The organism is Oscillatoria sp. HE19RPO (assembly GCF_024220515.1).
In the GTDB taxonomy this organism is placed as follows: Bacteria; Cyanobacteriota; Cyanobacteriia; order Cyanobacteriales; family Laspinemataceae; genus Laspinema.
In genome coordinates this window covers 24,493-47,494 of the sequence record NZ_JAMXOT010000033.1, presented here as the reverse complement: position 1 = coordinate 47,494, position 23,002 = coordinate 24,493, and the positions used below count along the sequence as shown (strand labels likewise).

Here is a 23,002-nt window from a genome sequence, read left to right as displayed (position 1 = left end):
CCCAGGCTTAATGAAGCCGGAAACGACTGAAGTCGTTACTACAAACTTAAGAGGGTTCCGGGTTCGTGGTAACGACTTTAGTCGTTATTTCCCCAGGCTTAATGAAGCCGGAAACGACTGAAGTCGTTACTACAAACTTAGGTAGCAATTTGACAAGAGAATTGTGCAAGAGGAGCATATTGTGACCGACTGAGCATCGGTTACAAGATGCTCCCATTGATGTATGTGAACGGGTCCAATTCATTTTAAACTGCGGATATACCTAATGCTTTCCGATTCTCACAAAACCTGCACTGTACAAAGATAGCACTTATGAACTTGCCAGAATTTGAGTATTTAATTCGCAAAACGGTCACCTATTTGGATTTTCACAGCGATGATGCCTCCAAGGAATTAAACGCACAGTGGCAACAGGTACTCGGGGAGATTCAGCGCCTCAAACGACAGAAACAGCAGGAAAAATCCCGTCGCAGTCCCAGCAAACCGCCCAAACCCGAGTAAATTCCTGGAATTTTCAAAAAAAACCCTGGTATTATTGCTCATCACCGATGTTATTCGCAGATTCCGATCCAGACGGGTAGCGATCGCAGCCCGATCCGACCTAAGATCGAGAAGAAAACCAGTAACAGCGACAGAAATTGTGAGTGATTCGACTCTAGAGAAAATTCTCGACTTGGCAAAATCTCGGGTAGACTCTGCCGAGGTTTACTATGTCTCCAGTCAAGATACCCCGATTGAATTTGAAAACAACCGCCTGAAATCCCTGCAAACCAAAGCCCTGCAAGGGGTCGCCCTGCGGGTGATTTCCAAGGGTAAAATTGGCTTTGCCAGTTCCACGGACCTCACCCGCCTGGATGATTTAGTCGATGCTGCCGTCCAAACCTCGAAAATTGGGGACAGTGCCGAATTTGAGTTTGCCAGTAACCTGCATCTGTCCTCCCCAACTTCAGAATTTCAACCCCCAACCACCCAGGAATTGCTGGAAGTCGGTCGAAATCAAATTGAGCAAGTTCACGGTTACAACCCCGATATTCTGGTAGATGTCAGCTTTCATGTTCGCAGTGGGACGGTCAAAATTATGACCAGTCAAGACTTGTATGCCACGCGATCGAGCCAGATTATGAGTTCCAGTCTGAGTGGTAACTTGGTCAAAGGGGAAGATTTCCTGCAAGTTTATAGCTATGATGTCGCCCGCGATCGCCTGCCGGACTTCGATCGCCTCCTCAAAGACATCCTCAGAAAATACCAACTCGCCGAACGTCCCGCCACCATCACCAGTGGTTCCTTCCCCGTCTTCTTTACCCCGAGAGCGGCAGCGAGTACCCTAGGCAGTCTCTTCGATACCATCTTATCCGGTCAAGCGGTGGTGCAAAAGGCATCCCCCCTCATGGATAAAGTCGGCGAAAAAGTATTCGATGAACGTCTGACCCTGTTTGAAGACCCCACTCTCGGCCCCTCCGCTTGTGAATTTGACGATGAAGGCACCCCCACCAGTCCCAATACCCTGATTGAAAACGGCGTAGTGAACGGGTTTTACTGGGACCGACGCTGGGCCGCCCGTGCTGGTTTACAATCCACCGGGAACGGGTTTCGCGGTGGATTGTCGCGCCCGGGACCCGATTTGGTCAATCTCTGCGTGAATCCCGGGAATACCTCCATTGCTGATTTAATTGCTGGCGTGAAAGAAGGATTGATTGTTGAGCAAGTGCTCGGTGCTGGTCAATCGAATCAACTGGCGGGGGAATTTTCGATTAACTTAGATTTAGGGTATAAAATCGAAAATGGCGAGATTGTTGGGCGAGTAAAAAATACAATGGTTGCCGGGAGTATTTTTGAAGCCTTTGACCATTTAGTAGATTTTAGTCAGGAACGGGACTGGGTAGGCGGCGGTGCATTATTGCCGAGTATGCTGTTTGGGAAACTGGGAGTTTCTGCCAGACAAGGTTAAATTTCTGGTTTTGTAAAAAATGAGTTAATCAATTGACCGGAGGGAGATAAGTTTGTGAATTTAGCACTTTTTGGGAGGATGGTCCGGGAGTGGATTTGGGGGAGTATGAGGCGATCGCCAGTCTGGATTGTCCTGTTACTGGTCCCGATGTTGCTCACCGGCTGTGTGGAATATGATGTGGGGATTAACTTTGAGAGTCAAACTCACGGAGAAATTGTCCAACATATCCAACTGGGAGAACGGCTGAAAGCCTTTAGCAGTTCTACCGCGCAAGCCTGGTTAGAGAGTATTGAACGGCGCACTCGCCAATTGCACGGGCAGGTTAAGCGCAGTTCTGACCGAGAAATTACGGTGAAAATTCCGTTTAATAATGGGGCGGAATTAGTAGACAAGTTCAACCAATTTTTTAATCCCGCTGATGAAAGTCAAAGGGAATTAGCGAATTCCCCCGAGGCGCAAATTCCGGATATTTCTTCTCAGATGGCAGTCAGACAACGGAACTTTTTACTGGCGATTTATAATCACCTAAATTATGAGTTAGATTTGCGATCGCTCGGAGTAATTTCCTCCAATGGCACCGTGATTGTCAGTCCGGGGGTGCTGTTAGATCTGGAATTTACCTTAAATACGCCCTGGGGCGCAACAGCCCTCGCCTCAGACGATGGACTAATGCCAGAGATTCGCAACAATGGACGGCAACTGGTTTGGACCTTGCAACCGGGACAACTAAATCATCTGGAGACCCGATTCTGGGTCCCGAGTCCGATTGGAATTGGGGCATTAATCATTACATTATTGGTGACGGTCAGTATCTTTTTGAAAGACAAACTGTTACCCGCCTTGGGAATGGGTCAGCGCAAACCCCCAAAGGTCAAAAAACCCCAACCGGAAACCGCTAATCTCGGGAGTTAACGGTTGGCATTATCCGGGGAGGAGGAGTAGGGTGGGCAAGGCCCACCGTAAGTTCTTCTCCAGTCAGGTGGGCAATGCCCACCCTACAATTGCTGTAGAGTTTAAAGGCTGAAAATTCCGGAACAGCCCTCCTGAGAGATTGAACAGGTGATATCAACCCCAATGCTGACATCCGCGAGTCAATTTGACTTACAAACGGGTCAAAAAGCTGAGTCCGTCCTCGGTTAAGAATGAAAGCACGGCGATTAATCCAGGGGTCAACTTGAGCCAATGAGCAAACTTTATCAAAGCTTTAAGAATGCTCAAGCTAACCGGAAAACATCGGGGTTTGATTGCTGGAGTAGAGAGCGATCGCCTGCTCGGGCCAAGGGCGGTTATTTTCGGCGTTTAATCTAGGTAAAACCACTGGAGCATCATCCACCAAAACCCCGAATTTTGTTTCTGGACCCTATCCGTTATTTCAGGGGACAAATAGGGTAAAGTTTAAATAGAGATATACCCATCGCTCAGGGGATAGAGTATCGTCCGATTGAGTCAACAAAGATTTGGCTGAAAAGCCGGTCAAGCTGTTGCGATTCTAACCTGTCCATCTGAAGTGTTTTTAAGGACTGGAGAGAAAAAATGTCTGAAAATAATAGTCCGGTAGCTACCATTCTAGCCGTCGATGATAGTGTGGTCATGCAAGATTTAGTCAAGCGAGCATTGGCTCAGGATTATCGTGTGCTAGTGGCAGATAATGCCGTGGATGCTTTGTCGATGATTTATCACGAGCAGGTTTCAATTTTGTTACTTGATGTTTCTATGCCCGGAATCGATGGCTTAGAGCTTTGTCGCACCGTGAGGAATATTCCGCAATTTCAAGAACTGCCCATTGTCATGCTAACCGCTCGCGATGGTCTGTTTGATAAGGTCCAAGGTCGGTTAGCCGGAGCAACGGAATATTTAACGAAGCCCTTTGATGCAGCCCAACTGCGTCAAGTCGTAGGAAATTTTATTAATAGTAATCATCCGTCAGAAGTCGCTGATTAATCTAAAAGTTTAGGGGAGGGTTATTGAGTCCTAATGCCCCAATTCTTTTCGGAGAAATAAGTCAGCATTGACCTAGGACACTCTGAAGGGAAACCGAGTCCTCGGACTGGGGAAAGCGGATGGGGAGAAGGAGAATCTTGGCCGGAAAAGAGTGCAAGCCTTTAATCAAAAATCAAGACTGCATTCCAAACCCATAATAGCAGACAACAATTGGGACTTAGGCGGTTAATCCATAAAAATTAATAAATATTCAAGAAGTGTAAAATTTGGGCTAAAAATTGGGTGATCCCGAGGGGGGTTTACCCCAACAAAGCCTCTACAGGTTGGCGGGTAGGGGACTGAGGGGAGGACCACAAAACTCCGGGCGATCGCGGCACAAAAGATCAAATGACCACCGAGGCAGAGGGGTTTTGTTCAAGATGGTCGAAATACTTGGACGCTGACAAGGCAAAATAAAACTAGATCGGTTCATCGCCTGCCCCTATATGAGCTACTGCTTAAATCCCCGGTGTCAAAATCCCAAAAATCTGCCGAAGACTTCAATTTGTCAAAGTTGCGGATCAAAGTTACTGCTTAAAGACCGCTATCGAGCGATCAAACCGATCGCCCGAGGGGGATTTGGCAGAACCTTTTTTGCGATCGATGAAGACCGCCTCAATACCCCCTGTGCCATTAAACAACTGCTGCCTACCCTACAAGGCAGCGGTGAATCCAGACAAGGATTGTTCGAGAAGGCCGTCGCCCTGTTTAACCAAGAAGCAGTCCGACTTTACGAACTGGGAGAACATCCCCAAATTCCCACCCTGTTGGCCTCTTTTGAACAGGACAAACGCCTGTATTTGGTGCAAGAGTATATTGACGGCAAAACCGTCTGGCATGAACTCAAAGAAGGGGGTCCATTTCGGGATAGGAAAATTTGCGAACTCCTCGCTGGAGTCTTGCAGGTTCTCCAATTTGTCCACTCCAAAAATGTGATTCACCGAGATATTACCCCGGGGAATCTGTTGCGACGCAAACGCGATGGTCAACTGATTTTGATTGATTTTGGGGTGGCCAAACAACTGACGGACGCTTCTGCGGCTAAAACTGGGACCAAAGTTGGGACCACCTGTTATGCACCGATCGAACAGCTTCGCAGTGGGAAAGCGTATCCCGCCAGTGATTTGTATGGATTAGGGGTGACTTGTATTCACCTGCTGACGGGTGCAAAACCCGATGGACTCTTTGACCCGATTAAGGGATGTATTTGGCGGGAGTATTTGGTGCATCGAGGTCGGACGATCGCCCCGCGCCTCGCGGATATCCTGGATAAAATGATTAAAGATAACTTGAGCGATCGCTATCAATCCGCCCAGGAAGTCTTGACCGATTTGGCCGCTTTGTTACCCCCGGGCGATCGCCAGGAACTCCGTAACGCCGCCACTCGGATTCAAACTCCCCCGTTCATGAAACCCCCCTCAACCCAGAATTTACTTCCCCCTGGGGATCGGGTGAGTCCGGTGGCGGTTTTCTCGAAACCCCCCATTAGTCATCGCACCTCCACCTCCAGTGGGCCTCGGTGTGTGCGGACCCTCACCGGCCATACCTCTTGGGTCACTTGTTTGGCGATCGACCCCAACAGTCATATTCTCGCCAGTGGCAGTCTCGACGATCGCATCTTGATTTGGAACTTTTTTACCGGGGAAACTCTTCGCGGGTTCTCCGGTCATACCAAATCCATTAATGGACTGGCAATCTCCCCCGATGGCAATCTTCTTGCCAGTTGCAGCGATGATGATACCATCAAGCTTTGGCATCTAAATACCGGGCGAGAAATTGCCACCCTCACCGAACATTTACGGGATGTAAATTCCCTAGCTTTTAACGCCACGGGTACTATTTTAGCCTCCGGTTCTGAAGATAGAACCGTGCGACTTTGGCAGATGGGAACGGGACCGAAAGGAAACGTTTCTGCCTCACCTTTGTGTACTTTGGCCGGTCGTTCGGGAATGATTAAAGCCATTGCGATCGCACCCAAGGGTCAACAATTAGCCAGTGGGGGTCTGGATAACGCCATCCAAATTTGGGATTTAAAAACCCATAAAGTTCTTTATACCCTTTTGGGACATCTCCAATCGGTGAACTGTTTGGCAATCAGTCCCGATGGCACACTTTTGGTCAGTGGCAGTAAAGATAAAACCCTGAAACTCTGGAATTTTGCCACCGGAAAGCTGATCGCCACCCTATCCGGCCATCGGGATATGGTAAATTCTGTGGCCTTTTCTCCCGATGGCAAACATATCGTCAGTGGCAGTACCGACCAAACCTTAAATCTCTGGCAAATTCGCCAGGAAAAAGGCCAGGTTTCCACTCATCATGTCACCACCCTCAATGGACATACCGGCGCGGTGAATGCGGTGATTTTTGCGCCAGATGGTAAACTGGTGATTAGTGGCAGTTGGGACGAAACGATTAAAATTTGGCAAGTCTTGTCCTAAAAACCAGGCGGATCAGCCGAGTTTGGACTGCGGTTGACTTGTTTCGGTGCGATCGCCACTCATCACCGAGGACCGATACCCATGCTGTCAAGTTCGGTAAAATTATGACCTATTGTCTCAATTCAAACTGCCCTAATCCCTCCAATCCCCCCGCTACCAAATTTTGTCTAACCTGTGGGGCTAAATTACTGTTGCGCGATCGCTATCGCGCAGTCCAACCCCTGGGTCAAGGGGGGATGGGTCGCACCTTTTTCGCCGTTGATGAAGACCGCCTCAATGCACCCTGTGTGATTAAACAGTTTTTTCCCCAAATTCAAGGGACTGCTGCCTTAGCAAAAGCGACAGAACTGTTTCAACGGGAAGCGGTGCAACTGCTTCATCTGGGGGAACATCCTCAAATTCCCTCCCTTTATGGTTATTTTGAACAGGACAAACGCTGGTATTTAGTCCAGGAATTAATTGACGGCCCGGACCTTTTAGACGAACTCAAACACCAAGGAGCATTCAGCGAAAATCAAATTCAATCCCTGTTACTGGATTTATTGCCAATTCTGCAATTTATTCATGACAATCATGTAATTCATCGAGATATCAAACCGGATAATATTTTACGGCGGCGCAAGGATAATAAGCTCGTTTTAGTCGATTTTGGTGTGGCGAAAGAAGGGACGGGGACTGCCCTGGCTCAACGAGGAACTCGCGCCGGGACTCACGGATATGCACCCATCGAACAAATTCGCGGGGGTCAAGCTTATCCTGCCAGTGATTTATATAGTTTGGGCGTGACTTGTATTCAGTTATTAACGGCCAAAATGCCCGATGATTTATATGATGGAATGAATGCCCGCTGGGTGTGGAAAGAACAACTGGCAAAGCAAGGGAAAAGTATCTCTCCCATTTTAGCAAAAATTTTAGATAAACTGCTGCAAGAATTGGTGCGCGATCGCTATCAATCAGCGACAGAGGTTTTACAGGGGTTGCAACCCAATTCACTCCCCTCCCCTCCCCCCAAACCCCCTGCTGCCGCCCAAACGCCTCCCTCCACCCGGTTTCAACCGGGAAAATTTGACCCGATTTCCGTGGATTTAGAAGCGATTAAAACTCATTTTAGTCAAGGACAACCGGGTAATGCTTCACCCCCCGCCTCTCCCCCACCCAAACCGAACCCAACTCCCCCCAATAAACCCGCTGGATTTGACCCGATCGCCGCTGAATTAGAAGCCTTACGCTCTGAATTTGGAGGTGAGCCTTAATCACTCAAAACCTAGCAAAATAGAGATTTATTTCCCATAAAAATCAATTTATTTCATAAGAAAAATCCACAGCCTATATTTGTTGACTGTTAAAATTTTCCTTGATTTTCTTTTATAAAAACCTAATTTAAGCGGTTTAAATTATCACCCATTTCTGGTAATATAAACTGCTGTAACAGGACTTACGCCGATTTTTATTTGAGAATTCATCCCAACTAAATCCCACCTAAATGTGTAGAGGCAATTCGCGAATCGCCTCTACACATTTAGCGTTTAATTTGTTAAATTGCTCAAGTCCTGTTAAATGAATCAGAGAATACCTCCGTCAGTCACTCTCTTGATTTTATCAGAAAGCGGGTAATTTAGGTAAATTGGGATTAAAATATAAAATTAGAAGAATTGCCCGTATCCTGAACTGTTTTACCTGAAAAATGGCATGAGCTATTGTCTCAATCCCTACTGTCAAAATCCCGAGAATCCAGCCGGTATCAAGTTTTGTCAAAGTTGTGGCACCGAGTTACAACTGAACGATCGCTATCGAGCACTTTCCCTGTTGGGGGAAGGGGGATTTGGGCGCACCTTCATCGCGGAAGATGCCGATCGCTTAAATGCCACCTGTGTGATTAAACAATTTTTGCCCTTACCCCAAGTGCAGCAAAATTCAGAACTATTGGAAACGGCGACTAAAATGTTCGCCCAGGAAGCTCAACGACTGTTACAACTGGGAGATCATCCCCAGATTCCTACCTTATTTGCGGATTTTGCCATTGACGGACGTCTCTATTTAGTGCAACAGTTTATCGATGGCAAAACCTTGTTACAGGAGTTGGATGAAAATGGGCCATTTTCTAGCGAAAAAATCAAGAATTTATTATTAGATTTATTGCCGGTTTTGCAGTATATCCATGATAGAAATGTGGTGCATCGAGATATTAAACCGGAAAATATTTTAAGACAAAAATCCGATGGAAAATATGTTTTAATTGATTTTGGTGTAGCGAAACAACTCAGTAATAACGTTTTAGTGAAAACGGGAACCAAAATCGGGACCGAAGGCTATGCACCCATTGAACAACTGCGGGGAGGGAAAGCGTATCCGGCCAGTGATTTGTACAGTTTGGGGGTGACTTGTATTCATTTGATGACTGATACCAACCCCGATGAATTGTACGACCCGATGAAGGGCCGCTGGTTGTGGCGAGAAGAATTAATCAAAAAAGGGATAACGATTGATCGCCGCTTAGAAAAAGTGATTGATAAGATGGTGCAGGAGTGGGTAAACGATCGCTACGAAAGTGCCCGAGGGGCGCTGGCAGACCTCTATTGGTCGATTCCCCAAGGATTTATGTCCAAATCCCCAACATCCCCCAAAGCAACCCCGACGATTAACCCCTCAATTCCGACCACCTGGAAATGTGTTCATACCTTGACAGGTCATCAGAACTATGCGATCGCCGTGGCGATTAGCCCCGATGGAGAAACCTTAGCCAGTTGTAGTTATGATAAAACCATTAAGGTCTGGCATTTGGCCACCGGGAATGCGATCGGGACTTTAACCGCTCATACCGGATGGGTGAGTTGTCTGGCGATTAGTCCCGACGGCCAAATTCTGGTCAGTGGCAGCTTGGATAACACCCTCAAGCTGTGGGATTTGGGCAGTGGGAACTTATTGCAGACCTGGGATGGATTAAATGCCTATCCGTTGTCGATTGCGATCGGTCCCGATGGGGGAATACTAGCGGCAGGTTGTTTTGACGGGACCGTGAAACTGTGGGACCTGACAACGGGGATGGCCGTGGGGACCCTGACTGGACATACGGGGTATGTGGAATCGGTGGCGATCGCCCCGGATGGGAAAACCTTAGCCAGTGGGGGTGGATACGATGACCATACCATCAAATTATGGGACTTGAGCAGTGGCTTAGAGCAAACCACCCTCCAGGGACATTTGGCCTCAGTCAGGGCCGTTGCCTTTACCCCCAACAGTCAACAGTTAGTTAGTGGCAGTGAAGACAAAACCGTGAAACTGTGGGATTTAGAGACCCACACCGAGACCTACAGCTTGCAAACCGTGAAAGATTGGGTCCAAGCCGTCGCCGTGAGTCCCGATGGAGAAATTATCGCCTGTGGCAGTCGCGATCGGCTAATTAGATTGTTCCATTTGAGAACCGGACAAGAACTCTGTACCTTAAAATGGCATTCTGGACCTATTACCTCCGTTGCCTTTAGTCCAGAAGGCAACAAATTAGTGAGTAGCAGTTGGGATAATACAATCAAAATTTGGCAAGCTGTCTTGTCAACTGAAAATAAAACATAAAATTAGGCCATCAACAAAACGAGTGTGAACCAGAAAAAGCTGATTAATTCCCGAATATTGGTAGTCTGTAATACCAAATAGTTCTTGAAAATCAGCACCGATGGACCCATTCGGTAAACGTGCCAAGACCAAAATTTTGGTAAAGACTGACTATTATATAACCACTTTTGAGTGTTTTCTGGTATGACTTATTGCGTGAATCCCGCTTGCCAAAATCCCCAAAACCCACCGAATATCCAGACTTGTCTAAGTTGTGGATCGCATTTGCTGCTCAAAGAGCGCTACCGGACCATCCAACTGCTAGGAGAAGGGGGTATGGAACGAACTTTTTTGGCGGTGGATCAACAAAACCAGGACAGGTACTGCATTATCAAGCAACTGCTGCCGGTCGAAAATGGCTTAGAAGCCTCCGTCCACAGTAGTACCCTGGAAAAGGCGATTGAAGTCTTTCGTCACGATGCTCAACGTCGGCAGGCAATGGGAGATCATCAGCAGATTGCCAAGTTGCTAGATTATTTTGAGCAAGACAAACGCCTGTACATGGCGATCGAGTTTATCGACGGCCAAAGTTTGCTCGAAGAGATGGAACAACATGGGGCGTTCCGAGAACCCCAAATCTGGGAACTGCTCGATCACCTATTACCCGTGTTCAAAACCATCCACGATCGCAATATTATTCACCGAGATATCAAACCCGATAATATTCGTCGCCGCCATAACAGACAATTAGTCCTCACCAATCTCGGCATTTCTAAACATTTAGCCAGTCTGGGACTCGCCCGAACCGGGAGCACCATTGGGACCGAAGGATATGCACCCCCTGAGCAGATCCGGGGGGGACTCGCCTATCCCGCCAGCGATCTCTACAGTCTCGGGGTCACCTGCATTCAACTGTTAACGGGAGAGTGGGTGGATGATTTGTACGACCCCCTGGAGGGAAGATGGATCTGGAGAGAACGACTCTGGAAAATTGGGTCCGATGTCAGTGACGGTTTAGCCCAAATTCTAGAAAAACTCTTGCAAGACCGCGTGAATGAACGCTATCAGTCTGTAACGGAGATTCTGGAAGACTTGCATTCCCTGCGACCTACTTTTTTGAATAGCTTAGAAGAGGAAAGTTTACCGCCAACCGTCCCCAGCGTCCCTCCACCGGCAACCCCACCCCAGGCAGATCCCCATGCCTGGAGATGCCTGCGGACCCTCAAAGGTCATCAAGGTTGGGTCTGGGCGATCTCCTTTAGTCCCGATGGCAATACCTTAGCCAGTGGTAGCGCAGATCAATCGGTAATTCTCTGGAATCCCATCACCGGCGATCGCCTCCGCACCCTAGAGGGTCATTCCGATTTAGTCCTCTCCGTCGCCTTTAGTCCCGTATCTCCCCTGTTTGCCAGTAGCAGTCGGGATAAAAGCATCATTCTCTGGAACGCCGAAACCGGAGAAAAAATTCGGAACCTTGGGGGATGGTTTTCCGGCCATTCTGAATTAGTAGATGCTCTCGCCTTCAGTCCCGATGGGACTATGTTGGCCTCTGGCAGTTGGGACCGCAAAATGATTTTATGGAATCCCTACACCGGCAAAGCCATCCGCAAGCTCAGGGGCCACTCAAGTTGGGTCTATTCCCTCGCCTTTAGTCCCGATGGCATTACCCTCGCCTCCGGCAGTCGCGACACCACCCTGATGCTGTGGAATGTCCACACCGGCAAGCACTTTTTTACTCTCTACGGCGATTCTGGCCTGGTCAATGCGGTTGCATTCAGTCCTGATGGCCAAACCATCGTCAGCGGCAATTTTGACGGGTCTCTGGTCCTTTGGGATGTGGGTCGAGGTGAACAAATCACCCGCTTACCGGGACATTCCGAACGGATCAATGCGATCGCCTTTAGTCCCGATGGCAAATTAGTCGCCAGTGGCAGCCGGGATCAAACCGTCATCCTCTGGGATATCCGCAAACGCAAGCCCCTTTGTACCCTGACCGACCACAGCGATCGCGTCTTTGCCGTCACCTTCAGTCCCGATAGCAAAACCCTCGCCACTGCCGCAGGAGATGAGACGGTGAAGTTGTGGCAGGCACCGTGATGGGGGTCATTTGTCATTTGTCATTTGTCATTTGTCATTTGTCATTTGTCCTAGGTTCATGGGGGGGATGGGGTAGAAACCCGCCTGTTCGTAGTAACGACTTCAGTCGTTATCCCCTCTTAGTTCGTAGTAACGACTTCAGTCGTTATCCTCATCCAATTCCTGCAAAATGGACCGAATCGAGTTGAGATAGGCAACCGTAAGCTGCTGGAACGGAAGCGGGTCAGAAAATGGGGGTAAATTCCCCATCCCATTCCCAGGAGGGAGAGAATACACCACCGCTGGGAATCCAGCAGCATTGAGGGCGGTGACCACATTATGACAATCCTGGACCCAGAAATTGGGTCCACAAATTGCAGCAGCGCGATGGCGATCGCCCGCTTTGACAATGATGGCAACTGCCGGGACCGTTGCCTTGGTTTTGTCTGCGGAATGTTCTTGCAGAATCACTTTCAGGTGATCGAGCATTGCCGGTGTATGGATGAGATCGGTCGTCAGTTCTAGCAAAATCATCTCCGCGATCCTCGTCGGTACAACCGCTTCCCGGAGTGGGGTTAACTCATCCAATTTCAAAACTTTGGCTTCTTCCACAATCAACTGAGTGCGATCGTCCCGGCGATCGACTTTCCCATCAATCAAAATCGGCGTATCCGGAATCAGCAACTCGTGGATTTGTTCATAAGTATCCGGAAACACCACCGCTTCTGCCTTCCCTTCAATATCTTCCATTTGCAGAAAAGCCATGCGGCGTTCATCTTTTTTCGTGAGAATCTGTTTAACTTCCGTCAACACCACCAGTACACTGATTTTGGTCCGGGATTTCTGTTCATCCAGTTTCCCCAGACTCACCACCTCAATCCCCAAGTGTTCGGCAATTCTGCCCGCATTTTTTAAGGGATGTTCAGATACATAAAATCCCAGCAATTCTTTCTCAAATTGCAGCTTTTCCTCCACCGGAAAATCTGCAATATTCGGGGGAACCGGGGCGGATTCAAAAGTAGAAGTTTCGGTCATCACCGCTAACTGGTCAAATAAATTAAGCTGGCCGGTTTCTTGTTCCTTGGCCCGGTCCTGCGCCCATTTAATTGCCAGAGGCATATATTCAATGGCCTGTTTGCGGTTAGGATTGAGACCATCCAACGCCCCACATTTAATCAACGCTTCTAAGGCGCGACTGTTGACCGTATGGAGATTAATGCGATCGCACAAATCCGCCAAAGAGTGAAACGGACCATTCGCCTCTCGTTCGGTCAAAATAGCGTGAATCGCATTGTCGCCAATATTTTTCACCGCCGACAATCCAAACAAAATCGTTCCCTTTTCCGCATTGGCATCCACCGGAGTAAAATCCACCCCCGACCGATTAATATCCGGTCCTTGGACAGTGATATTTAACTCTTGACAGTTAGCGATATATTTCTGAACTTTATCCTGGTCACCACTATTTGAAGTCAGCAAAGCCGCCATATATTCGACGGGATAATTCGCCTTCAAATAAGCCGTTTGATAGGTTACATAACCGTAGGCAGTGGAATGGGATTTGTTAAAGCAGTTTGACGCCACCAACCCATTGGCGAGAATAAAATTGTGGTCCCGTTCAACGCCAATATCATAAACGTCTTGAATTCCCAACAATTGACGGGAGACCAGTTTTTCTGAGACTCCTATCAGTTGTAAACCCTGTTCAAATATCTCGTCAATCGCCAACATCTGACCGGCTTTTACCATGAATTTATGGTCTTTGGTAGCCCGAACCACTCGACCATCTGCCAAGGCATATTCAAACACCTCTTGCTGACCCCGATGATGCCATTGGGCGATGGTTTGGCGGTACATATAGCCCTCACCATCGACCGTATAAACGGTACAGGGGATTTGCTTTTCGACGATTTGCCCGATCGCCATTGGGCCATATTCTACGGTCAATATCTCCGTATCGTAGCTTAAGCAATACTCCGCGAACAAAAGCATCTGGTTAAACAAATTTTCTGCAATGGATTTGGAGACTCCATTTTTTGTTGCGCCATCCAGAAAAAGTTCCCGATGTTTATTCATTTCTTCGGGTTTCTTTTTACCCATTGCGCGGCGTAATAAATCCGCTTGACCCAAGGAATATCCCCCTAAATCCTGGGCGACTTTCATGATTTGCTCTTGATAGCAATTATGAGTAACCACGCCCTCGGCTAGAAAATAGGGTGAGGATTGGTCTTCCATTTGAATGTCAAAACATTCGGCGACGCCTGCCTCTTCTACTGCCATAACATACACATATCGGGCATCTTGCAGATAGGTTTCTGCGTAAAGATGGTGGTAAAATTCGTCCCAGCGGTCTAATTTTTGTTTGTATTGGGATGCTTTGGGTTTAAACAGTGGGGCATTTTGGAGGGCTGTGTTAATCGCCTGCCTGGTTTTGGAATCGGTAGTGGCGATCGCCTCGTTGAGCAATTCGCTAAACCGATTGGCAGCAACTGCTAAATAATTATCAACAATCCCTTCATCCAGTTTTGCCGGAAGTTGAGATTTGCCTAACCGGGATTTAAACCGAGTGCGATCGAGGACATAAACGTAATTGTCCAACACCGCATAAGAGATTTTTAGGCTGCCTAACAATAACCCCACTTGTTGCAATAACTGGGGAGAGGAACTGCGGAAATATAATAAGGTGGGATGATAGCAGCCATCGCTATCCCATAAACCGCGTAACAAATCGAGGCGAGCGCCTTCGCAATAATCCAACACATCTGCCGGTAAATGTTTCTGTTGCGATTTCACCTTCCAACTCCGTCCACCATACAACCCATCCATAAATTGGGTTAACGGAGTCGGTTTCGGTTGGGTCTTGAATTTCGAGTAAGCGTACCAGCATCGCGTATGGAAATAATATTTCGGTTCACCTCCCCAGGTTGACCCGATTAGATTTGCCACATACTCGGCGGTTTCTTCTGTGGAACAAGCAATATTCGGGGTAGATGACACCAGATTGCCATCGCCAATGAATAATCCTAACAGATAGGCTTCATTGGGATTAAGCTGTTTGGAATTGTTAGAAATCGGCCACTTTTCATAGAGAACTGAACTATAAATATGAGCATTTTTCAAGCCTCCGGGTCCAGATTTCAACTTCCACGCTTCCTTGTCTCCTTCTGGAGTTAAGAATCGATGGGATTTACTGGTATAAATCACCGTCCCGCTAGAGAGGGTAATTTTGAGAATTTCTTTGGACCCACTGCGCCATTGTTTGGCAACCTTAGCTTTCCAAACTTGATGACCATTTGAAGTCAGTACCCAGTCTCCGGGTTGAATGTTTTCGATCGCCACCGTAGACCCATCCGGTTTGTTAATCTGTGTCCCTTGCGGTAAACACAAAATCCCGTAGGTTTCATTCAGAATAGTTTCTAACATGGGATGTTCATATTGAATCGCTTCCCGTCCATGTTTGCGATCGATAAATTTGGGAATCAGTCCCGCATCCAACGGACCCGGACGATACAAAGCCAAAATTGAAGAAATATCTTCCAAACTGGAAGGCTTCAATTCTTGCACAATTTGTTTCATCCCCGAGGATTCTAATTGAAAGACCCCTTCCAAGTCTCCCTTGGCTAAAATCTTGTAAGTTTTATCAATATCCTCGGGGAATTTTTTAGTGCCTCTGCCTCGGACTTCCTGTGCTCTGCGTTCTTCAGCAGGAAACTGATAAGGGTCAAAGTTGAGATGTTTGGTTTCCTTGATATAGTCTAGGGTTTTCTGAATCATGGTTAAATTCTTCAACCCCAAAAAGTCCATTTTTAATAACCCTAGAGATTCTAAATCCTCCATCGGATATTGGGTAATGGTTGCGCCATCGTTATTCTTTTGTAAAGGAACAATTTCATCTAAGCGGTCAGCAGAAATCACGACTCCGGCAGCATGAACTCCAGAACTTTTGTTCGTTCCTTCAATTCTAATTGCCATATCCAACCATTGGCGGAATTCGACCACAGTCCCATCATCTCGGGGAATTTCTTCGTTTTTAACATAGGCTTCTCGAAATTCTGGTGCGGGGGATTTATCAGAAATCATCACTGCTAATTTTTCCGGTTTTCCCCGCGCCACGGGAATTAATTTCGCCATTTCATCGGATTTTTTGTAGGGAACTCCTAACACCCGGGCGACATCTTTTAACACCGCTTTGGAGGTCATGCGGTTAAAGGTGATAATTTGGGCAACCCGTTCTTTGCCGTATTTTTCAGTCACATATTGAATGACTTCATCCCGGCGAGAGATGCAGAAATCCGTGTCAATATCAGGCATGGACTTCCGTTCTGGGTTCAAGAAGCGCTCAAATAAAAGCCCATGATGTACCGGGTCAATATTGGTAATTTGCATGGCATAGGCAACGAGAGACCCGGCGGCAGACCCCCGTCCCGGACCGACAGGAATGCCGCGATCGCGTGCATATTTGATATAATCCCAAACGACTAAAAAGTACGCCGCAAACCCCATTTGTTGCAGCATTTTCACTTCATAAACCAGTCGGTCCCGATAGACTTGGGGGATTTCTTCGTAGCTTTTAACCTTAAAGCGTTCCTTCAGTCCTTCTTTGGCAATCCATTCCACATAGGTGTTGGGAGTTTCACCGGGAGGACATTGGAAATCGGGAATTCGAGGTTCGCCAAGAATGTGGTAGGGTTCGATTTTGCTGGCAACTTCCAGGGTATTGGCGATCGCCTCTTGAATCACCTCATCAGACAAGTGATCTCTAAATAACAACGCCATCTCTTCGGCGGATTTCATATACTCCGTCCCGCTATAGCGCAGTCGCTTATCTTCGGTAATCAGCTTGCCGGTTTGAATGCATAACAGCGCATCATGAGCTTCTACGTCATAACAAGAGATAAAATGGGAATCATTGGTGGCAATCAGTTTAATATTAAGTTCTCGGGCAATTTTCACCAATTCCACATTCACAATCCGGTCTTCCTGAGACCCATGATCCTGGAGTTCTAAATAATAATCATCCCCAAAGAGTTTTTTATACCATTTCGCCACTTTCCGGGCGACATCTAGTTTGTTTTGCAGAATCGCTTGCGGAATTTCTCCTCCTAAACAAGCACTGGTGACAATCAAATCTTCATGATATTGTTCTAACAGTTCTTTGTTAATACAAGGACGGGCAAAAATGCCTTTGCCGTGAATTCCTTCTAAACTGGAAATAGTGGTTAATTTAACTAAATTTTTATAGCCTTTGGTGTTTTTAGCTAACACCACTTGATGATAGCGACGGCAACGGGCTGTGGTGTCTAAGGGTTCATTAATCACATACATTTCATTGCCGATAATCGGTTTAATTCCCTTTCCTCGGCAGGCTTTAATCAGTTCGATCGCCCCGTACATGACGCCATGATCCGTGAGGGCGATCGCCGGCATTCCCAACTCGATCGCCTTGTCAATCAGTTTCGGAATCTGACTGGCCCCATCAAGCAGACTGTAATCGGTGTGAATATGTAAACCAACAAATGACATAACGCTCCGTTTAATTGCAGTTTGATGATGAAATGAATAGAGTATTGATATTCCAAAACTTGGGAATTTATCCCACAGTTAGTCTTATTTTAACGCTTTTTCGAGTGATACCCAATCCGGTTGTAAACCGTCTGTTTTCGCTTTTAGCCCGCGCAGGCGGGCTTTGTTCGTGTAGCCCCACCCTTAAGGGTGTGGGTTTTTATAGACTGTATGATTTAGAATCAAACTCAATCGGATGGTCAACCCCTGATTTTAAAGGGAACCCACACCAGCGGGCTTAATTCATATAGCTGCACCCTTTAACCTGTCCGAGAAGGATTAAAACCCGTTATCGCAAAGATTGGATTTCATCCCGGGAAATGTTGGCAATGCCTTCCCCTTCAGCAACGGCGATCAAGTCCCTCACCACTTGAAAATAGGCTTCACCGGCAATCGATGCCACATTATTATGTCCGGCATCCGGCACTAAAAAGAGGCGTTTCGGTTGCGGTGCAACTTGATAAAGCTGTTCGCTCATTTTGCTGGGAATTTCTGGATCAGCCGTCCCATGAATGAACAAAACCGGAATCTGTAATTGACTGATTTTAGCCCGAGAATCAAAGCGATGGGTCAACAATAAATCAATGGGAAACATCCAAAAATGGAAGCGATAATCCACCATTTCTCGCATGGTGGTAAAGGAACTTTGGACAATTACCCCAGCGGCATTGGGTTGACGAATCGCCAAGTCAACAGCAATTGCTCCTCCGAGAGAATGTCCATACAAGAAAATCTGTTCTGGCGCTATCCCCCGGTCCTGCACTAAATAGTTCCAAGAGGTTTGTGCATCTACAAATACGGTATTCTCCGTGGGAAATGACCCCTCCGAGAGTCCATACCCCCGGTAATCAATTAACAACACGGAGAACCCTAACTGATGAAACCGGGCGGCATGATTGACATTGGCCCCAATATTCACCCCATTTCCATGTAGATACAACAGGACGCGATCGCTTGAGGTTTCTGACGGAATCCACCATCCATGAATCCGTTCTACCTTGCCACTTTTCTGACTCACGGGAATCCAAACTTCTTCATACTTGAGTTCGAGTTCAGCCGGAGTTGTTTCTATCACAGGTGCAGGAAAAAAGATAAACCGATTTTGCCGGAAATAAAGAAACAAACAAGCCCCAAAGTAGGCGATCGCCAAAATCCCTGCAATCAAAAAAGGTCCTTTTACAGAAGTCGGCAGTCCCATTCCACTCATGCCAATTGCAATGTTTAGAGATTTGATTTGAGATGAACAAGAGGATCATCACAGGTTTCCTGGACAATCCCGGCATCCCTTTTCTAAATTTGAGGTTTGCGGTTATGCCAATCCGTCGCCTGTTCATAAGCATAGGCCACTTCAAACAGTAAATCTTCCCGCAACACATTCGCAATCATTTGCATTCCAATCGGCAATCCTTGCTCATCAAAACCACAGGGAATACTCAAAGCCGGTAACCCCCCTAAATTGACCGGAATTGTCATCAAATCCGACAAATACATACTCAAGGGGTCAGCAGTCTTTTCCCCCGCCTTAAATGCCGTAGAAGGAGCCGTGGGACAGACTAAAATATCCACCTGGGCGAACGCTCGTTCAAAATCTTCCTTAATCAGAGTCCGAACTTTTTGCGCCTTCAGATAATAAGCATCATAATACCCAGCCGATAGTGTATAAGTCCCGATCGCAATCCGGCGCTTCACCTCCGCCCCAAATCCCTGGGCCCGCGTCTTGCCATACATCTCAATCAAGCTTTCACTATCCTCGGCGCGGAACCCATATTTCACCCCATCGTAACGGGCCAGGTTCGCCGAAGCTTCCGAAGGGGCAATGATGTAATAAGTCGGCAACCCATAGCGGAACCGAGGACAGGATACCACCTGAATCTCCGCCCCTAACTCTTGCAACACCTCGATCGCCTTGGTAACCGCTCTTTCCACCCCCGCATCTAACCCGTCCCCAAAGGTTTCTTTGATGATCCCGATGCGTCGCTGACCCTTCGGCTTTAAATTGGGTTTCACGAATTTCATATAGTCGGGGATCGTCACATTCAGGCTCGTTGAATCCTTGGGATCATAGCCTGCAATATGCTTGAGCAAAATTGCCGCATCTTCTACCGTGCGTCCAAAGGGTCCAATTTGGTCCAGGGAAGAGGCATAGGCGACTAACCCATACCGGGAGACTAATCCGTAGGTGGGTTTCATCCCAACTACGCCGCAAAACGAAGCCGGTTGCCGAATCGAACCCCCGGTATCCGAACCGAGGGCCACAATGCATTCTCCCGAGGAAACCGCTGCCGCAGACCCTCCGGAAGACCCACCGGGAACCCGGTCAAGGTCCCAAGGGTTCGAGGTGAGCTGAAATGCGGAGTTTTCCGTGGAACTCCCCATCGCAAACTCGTCCATATTGGTTTTACCCAAGATCACCGCGCCCGCCTCAATTAAGCGCTCAGTCACGGTTGATTCGTAGGGCGGCACATAGTTTTCCAGCATTCGGGACCCGCAAGTGGTGCGGACTCCCTCAGTGCACATATTGTCTTTAATCGCGATAGGAATGCCTGCGAGCATACCGATTTCTTCACCGGCAGCGATTTTGGCATCCACCCGTTTCGCTTGTTCCAAAGCGCGATCGGGTGTCACGAGTAAGAAGCTATGTAGTTTGGGTTCTAACGAATCAATCCGCTCTAGGGCTTCTTTGGTAATTTCTACCGCCGAGCGTTCTTTTCGGATTAGTTGTTTGTGTAACTCGCGGATGGATGCCATGCTCGTACCTTATGATTTCAATATTAATATTAAGGTGACCTCAACTCGCCAGAATACCATCAAGCTTGGGGCTTGCAAATCTTTGGCGCAGCCAGGGTATCTAAACTCATGCTATATCAGAATGAACAGGCACTCCGAGGAGTTTAATACTTTGAGCAGCTCTATTCGTGGGAACACTTCGCAAACGCTGGATCGCGAAATCCCCGGATGCAGTTGACAAGAGAGCGCTCTTTCCGGGGATCGATCCCCGAGGGGTAATTTTCTTCACCTGATCCCCGGGGAATTTCTGTCAGGGGGGCGATGTCGGGGCAGGGGAAGTCCAGATATTCTGAAACTATCGGATGATTTGCCCTGAAAATGAATGATTTCCCATTTGCTTGCCCTGATTCCCTTGGGCGCGATCGCCTTCCTACTCACTCACCCTAGCCCAATCCGCGCCCTGACTCCACCCCCGGCGATTCCCCCAGCACTCACCCTTGAGGAATCGTGGAAATCCCTGCTGGATTTAACGCCACCCCCCTTGCCACCTCTACCCGATTCCAGTCGCTACATTCCTTTGCCGACTAACAGTCCCAGTTCAACCCTGTATGGTCATTTAGCCTACGCCGAAGCCCCAGATGGAGATTTAGTTGCCGTGGGAAATGGGGAAAAATTGCGTCAAGGTGCAGCAGTCCAATTTCAAGCAATGGTAAACGCCGCCGCTGCCGATGGCGTCCAGTTGGTTCCCTTGTCAGGATTTCGCAGTCGCGAGGCTCAATCTTACGTTTTTTATGCGATCGCCGACCAACGGGGTCAAACCCTACAACAACGCGCCCGTTATGCCGCACCCCCCGGTCACAGCGAACATCATACCGGCTATGCGATCGATATTGGAGATGCATCTGCACCCACCCATGACTTGCGCGTCAGCTTTGAAAATACCCCCGCTTTTCACTGGTTAACCGCAAACGCCGCCAACTTCGGTTTTGAACTCTCTTTCCCTCAAAATCATCCCACCATCAACTATGAACCCTGGCACTGGCGCTGGGTTGGCGATGCAGAAAGTCGTCAGATCTTTCACCCATCCCGGTGATGATACCAAATCCGGTTGGTAAAGGTCTGTTAAAACCCGCAGGCTGAAGCCTGGGGCTATACGGACGAAGCCCGCCTGCGCGGGCTAATCCAGAAAACCGACCTTTAGCAACTGGATTGGGTATGAGACCCAATCCAGTTGCTAAAGGAACTCTAAAAAATAAAATCTCCAAAACGTTCGTATTGACGGATCAACGGAGTAGTCCCGTCAATGTAGGGGCGCAATGCTTGCGCCCCAGGGGCGCAATGCTTGCGCCCCTACACATACCTTCCTTTCAGTTCAACGTTTGGAGGATTTATATTTTGCAATCCCCTAAAAGTCGGTTTTCTGAATTAGCCCGCGCAGGCGGGCTTCGTCCGTGTAGCCCCAGGCTTCAGCCTGTGGGGGTACATTATTCCTAGCCCGCGCAGGCGGGCTTCGTCCGTGTAGCCCCAGGCTTTAGCCTGCGGGGGTTTTACATTTAACTGTCAACCCGGTTCACCATTACCCAAATAGCAGTGGCAATCAGGCTTTTCAATCAGCGAAGCCGCCAACTGGTTGAGGGCTACCGCTGCCAGTAAGCCCCCACCCAGGGCACATTCTGTCGTAATGTAAGGTACCGCCAACTGCATCAGCCGCCGCTTTGCCGCTGGGGCATGGCTAAAGCCAATCGGTAACCCAATCACCAGGGCGGGGCGTAGCTGCTGGGTGGCGATCGCATCACAAAGCGCTATCAACACCGAGGGGGCATAGCCCACCACCCAAATATTGCCCTCCACCAGAGAGGCCAACTGCCCCCGCCCCCTGGCATCATGCCAAAACTGTTGCTCTGCATCAGCAGCACTGTCGATGTGCCCGTCGTCGATTAGAGCTTGCCAGGTACAGCCCAAATGAGCCAAACGCGCCTGATCAAAACTCGCCATCACCGCCGGGACATCGGCCACTACCGTGCAGCCCTGGGTTAACGCCTGCCGCGCCGCCTTAATCGCATCCGGGCTAAAACGCACAAAAGCCGATAGCCCCACATCGCCACAGGCCAAAATCATCTGAGACAGAATATCCACCTCAATTTCAGGTCGTTGGGACAGATCGGGCAGCAGCCGTTGCAGCGCCGCCTGAAAGTCTTCAGGATGGTCAGCCACCGCCCCATCTAAGTGTTCCCACAAATCCGCCGCCAGGGTTTGAGCGCTCTGGGTTTCTACATCCAGCAATCGCAACTGGGCTAGGGCCTCCGCCTGCATCATTTGGCAAGACCGATCGCGACCCAGCAGCCCCTCTAGGGCCGTAGCCGTCTGCCGCAATCGCACCAACTGCTGCAACACCCTCTGATACTGCTGCTGCAACTGCTCCACCAACGGCTCCACCTGGGGAGCCTCGGACGATTTAACCAGCATTTGCTGGATGTGGGCCAACTGAAACCCCTGCTGCTTCAGGGCCACAATTCGCTGTAATCGCTGCACATCGGTCTGGCTATAGAGCCGATAGTTGCCCTCAGACCGCGCTGGCTGGGGCAGTAGACCAATTTGGTGATAGTGCCGCACCATCCGGGGGGTCACCCCCTGGCCCACAGCTTGGGTCAGGGCTTTGATGGTGAGCTTAGGAGCAAGTTGAGGAGATAACTGGGGGGGCATGAGGGCAGTATTGTCGTTA

13 protein-coding genes are annotated in these 23,002 nt (G+C 48.4%); 9 read left to right on the top strand and 4 right to left on the bottom strand.

Annotation, left to right across the window (positions count from 1 at the left end; translation table 11 throughout):
- Positions 1 to 312: 312 nt before the first annotated feature.
- The 8 genes from NG833_RS03795 to NG833_RS03760 all read left to right on the top strand — a co-directional run bounded on the left by NG833_RS03795 (position 313) and on the right by NG833_RS03760 (position 12,012).
- Entirely contained in the window at positions 313 to 501 is a 189-nt protein-coding gene (locus NG833_RS03795) for a hypothetical protein (RefSeq protein WP_254564002.1), read from the top strand.
- 139 nt (positions 502 to 640) lie between these two features.
- Complete coding sequence (locus tag NG833_RS03790; RefSeq protein WP_254564001.1) at positions 641 to 1,948, top strand: TldD/PmbA family protein; 1,308 nt, start codon at positions 641 to 643, stop codon at positions 1,946 to 1,948.
- Positions 1,949 to 2,002: 54 nt separating this feature from the next.
- Positions 2,003 to 2,860, top strand: coding sequence for a DUF3153 domain-containing protein (locus tag NG833_RS03785; protein ID WP_254564000.1), 858 nt, complete (start codon positions 2,003 to 2,005; stop codon positions 2,858 to 2,860).
- Between the two features lie 621 nt (positions 2,861 to 3,481).
- Entirely contained in the window at positions 3,482 to 3,889 is a 408-nt protein-coding gene (locus tag NG833_RS03780) for a PleD family two-component system response regulator (protein ID WP_254563999.1), read from the top strand.
- 485 nt (positions 3,890 to 4,374) lie between these two features.
- Complete coding sequence (locus NG833_RS03775) at positions 4,375 to 6,366, top strand: serine/threonine-protein kinase (protein ID WP_254563998.1); 1,992 nt, start codon at positions 4,375 to 4,377, stop codon at positions 6,364 to 6,366.
- Between the two features lie 104 nt (positions 6,367 to 6,470).
- Positions 6,471 to 7,619, top strand: coding sequence for a serine/threonine-protein kinase (locus NG833_RS03770; RefSeq protein WP_254563997.1), 1,149 nt, complete (start codon positions 6,471 to 6,473; stop codon positions 7,617 to 7,619).
- 436 nt (positions 7,620 to 8,055) lie between these two features.
- The gene (locus NG833_RS03765) at positions 8,056 to 9,936 is read left to right on the top strand and encodes a WD40 repeat domain-containing serine/threonine-protein kinase (RefSeq protein WP_254563996.1); all 1,881 of its coding nucleotides are present in this window, start codon (positions 8,056 to 8,058) and stop codon (positions 9,934 to 9,936) included.
- A 183-nt stretch (positions 9,937 to 10,119) separates the two neighbouring features.
- Entirely contained in the window at positions 10,120 to 12,012 is a 1,893-nt protein-coding gene (locus NG833_RS03760; RefSeq protein ID WP_254563995.1) for a serine/threonine-protein kinase, read from the top strand.
- A gap of 138 nt (positions 12,013 to 12,150) precedes the next feature.
- Here the strand turns inward: NG833_RS03760 and dnaE are convergent, their stop codons facing one another.
- The 3 genes from dnaE to gatA all read right to left on the bottom strand — a co-directional run bounded on the left by dnaE (position 12,151) and on the right by gatA (position 20,301).
- Complete coding sequence (gene dnaE, locus NG833_RS03755) at positions 12,151 to 17,514, bottom strand: DNA polymerase III subunit alpha (RefSeq protein ID WP_254563994.1); 5,364 nt, start codon at positions 17,512 to 17,514, stop codon at positions 12,151 to 12,153.
- A 328-nt stretch (positions 17,515 to 17,842) separates the two neighbouring features.
- Positions 17,843 to 18,760 (bottom strand): alpha/beta hydrolase, encoded by a 918-nt coding sequence (locus NG833_RS03750; protein WP_254563993.1) that lies wholly within the window; start codon positions 18,758 to 18,760, stop codon positions 17,843 to 17,845.
- 83 nt (positions 18,761 to 18,843) lie between these two features.
- On the bottom strand, positions 18,844 to 20,301 hold the full coding sequence (gene gatA, locus NG833_RS03745; protein ID WP_254563992.1) for an Asp-tRNA(Asn)/Glu-tRNA(Gln) amidotransferase subunit GatA: 1,458 nt from the start codon (positions 20,299 to 20,301) through the stop codon (positions 18,844 to 18,846).
- Between the two features lie 361 nt (positions 20,302 to 20,662).
- On the opposite strand from gatA, the gene NG833_RS03740 reads away from it, so the two are divergent.
- Positions 20,663 to 21,373, top strand: coding sequence for a D-alanyl-D-alanine carboxypeptidase family protein (locus NG833_RS03740; RefSeq protein ID WP_254563991.1), 711 nt, complete (start codon positions 20,663 to 20,665; stop codon positions 21,371 to 21,373).
- A gap of 467 nt (positions 21,374 to 21,840) precedes the next feature.
- Here the strand turns inward: NG833_RS03740 and NG833_RS03735 are convergent, their stop codons facing one another.
- A complete protein-coding gene (locus NG833_RS03735; protein WP_254563990.1) occupies positions 21,841 to 22,983 on the bottom strand; it encodes a precorrin-8X methylmutase in 1,143 nt (380 codons plus the stop codon).
- Positions 22,984 to 23,002 lie beyond the last annotated feature (19 nt).

Coding starts and splice junctions, on each gene's coding strand:
- NG833_RS03795 (WP_254564002.1), top strand. CDS start 313: ATGAACTTGCCAGAATTTGAGTATTTAATTCGCAAAACGGTCACCTAT.
- NG833_RS03780 (WP_254563999.1), top strand. CDS start 3,482: ATGTCTGAAAATAATAGTCCGGTAGCTACCATTCTAGCCGTCGATGAT.
- NG833_RS03775 (WP_254563998.1), top strand. CDS start 4,375: ATGAGCTACTGCTTAAATCCCCGGTGTCAAAATCCCAAAAATCTGCCG.
- NG833_RS03770 (WP_254563997.1), top strand. CDS start 6,471: ATGACCTATTGTCTCAATTCAAACTGCCCTAATCCCTCCAATCCCCCC.
- NG833_RS03765 (WP_254563996.1), top strand. CDS start 8,056: ATGAGCTATTGTCTCAATCCCTACTGTCAAAATCCCGAGAATCCAGCC.
- NG833_RS03760 (WP_254563995.1), top strand. CDS start 10,120: ATGACTTATTGCGTGAATCCCGCTTGCCAAAATCCCCAAAACCCACCG.
- dnaE (WP_254563994.1), bottom strand. CDS start 17,514: ATGTCATTTGTTGGTTTACATATTCACACCGATTACAGTCTGCTTGAT.
- NG833_RS03750 (WP_254563993.1), bottom strand. CDS start 18,760: ATGAGTGGAATGGGACTGCCGACTTCTGTAAAAGGACCTTTTTTGATT.
- gatA (WP_254563992.1), bottom strand. CDS start 20,301: ATGGCATCCATCCGCGAGTTACACAAACAACTAATCCGAAAAGAACGC.
- NG833_RS03740 (WP_254563991.1), top strand. CDS start 20,663: ATGATTTCCCATTTGCTTGCCCTGATTCCCTTGGGCGCGATCGCCTTC.
- NG833_RS03735 (WP_254563990.1), bottom strand. CDS start 22,983: ATGCCCCCCCAGTTATCTCCTCAACTTGCTCCTAAGCTCACCATCAAA.